The sequence below is a fragment of the Rhizobium sp. RM genome, assembly GCF_013390595.1.
GTDB lineage: Bacteria > Pseudomonadota > Alphaproteobacteria > Rhizobiales > Rhizobiaceae > Agrobacterium.
Map to the genome: position 1 here is coordinate 1 of NZ_JACAWV010000011.1, position 1,328 is coordinate 1,328.

The following is a 1,328-nucleotide window of genomic DNA, read 5'->3' on the forward strand; positions in this document are numbered from 1 at the left end:
CCATTGATGAACAATCACGGCAACTACATCGTCTCGCTTGGGCTGGTCTGTCGCTGGCTGGCGGAAAAGGCGGAAGCGCTCGGCGTCGAGATCTATCCGGGCTTTGCCGCCACCGAAGTGCTTTACAATGACGACGGTGCCGTTATCGGTGTTGCCACCGGCGATATGGGCATCGAGCGCAACGGCGAACCCGGCCCGAACTTCACCCGCGGCATGGAACTGCACGGCAAATATGTGCTGATCGGGGAAGGTGTGCGCGGTTCGCTCGCCAAGCAGCTGATCGCCAGGTTCGACCTGTCCCGGGATCGGGAACCGCAAAAGTTCGGTATCGGCATCAAGGAGCTGTGGCAGGTCAAGCCTGAGAACCACAAACAGGGTCTGGTGCAGCACTCGTTCGGCTGGCCGCTTGGCATGAAGACCGGCGGCGGTTCGTTCCTCTATCACCTGGAAGACAATCTGGTCGCCGTCGGTTTCGTGGTGCACCTCAATTACAAGAACCCCTATCTTTATCCGTTCGAGGAATTCCAGCGCTTCAAGACACATCCGGCGATCCGCGACACGTTCGAGGGTGGCAAGCGTCTGTCCTATGGCGCCCGCGCCATCACCGAAGGCGGTTATCAGTCGGTTCCGAAGCTGACCTTCCCGGGTGGTGCGTTGATCGGCTGTTCGGCCGGTTTCGTCAACGTGCCGCGCATCAAGGGCAGCCACAATGCCGTGCTGTCGGGCATGCTGGCGGCCGACAAGATTGCCGCGGCAATTGCAGGCGGTCGCGCCAATGACGAAGTTGTCGAGATCGAGAACGAATGGCGTCAGGGAGATATCGGCAAGGACCTGAGGATGGTCCGCAACGTCAAGCCGCTGTGGTCGAAGTTCGGCACGGCTGTCGGCGTGGCGCTTGGTGGCCTCGATATGTGGACGAACCAGCTGTTCGGTTTTTCGGTGTTCGGCACGCTGAAACACGGCAAGACGGATGCGGAAAGTCTCGAACCGGCCTCGAAACACAAACCGATCGCCTATCCGAAGCCGGATGGCGTGTTGACCTTCGACCGCCTGTCGTCAGTGTTCCTGTCCTCGACCAACCATGAAGAAGACCAGCCGGTGCATCTTCAGGTGAAGGACATGGCGCTGCAGAAATCATCCGAGCACGATGTTTATGCGGGACCATCGACGCGTTATTGCCCGGCCGGCGTTTACGAATGGGTGGAGAAGGACGGCCAGGAAACCTACGTCATCAATGCGCAGAACTGCGTGCACTGTAAGACGTGTGACATCAAGGACCCCAACCAGAACATCAACTGGGTTCCGCCACAAGGCGGCGAAGGGCCGGT

1 protein-coding gene is annotated in these 1,328 nt (G+C 59.5%); it reads left to right on the forward strand.

All coding sequences use genetic code 11. The annotated features are described in order from the left end of the window. Positions 1-1,328 (forward strand): electron transfer flavoprotein-ubiquinone oxidoreductase (locus HWX89_RS13320; RefSeq protein ID WP_178340752.1); only part of this gene is annotated, 1,328 nt, incomplete at both ends.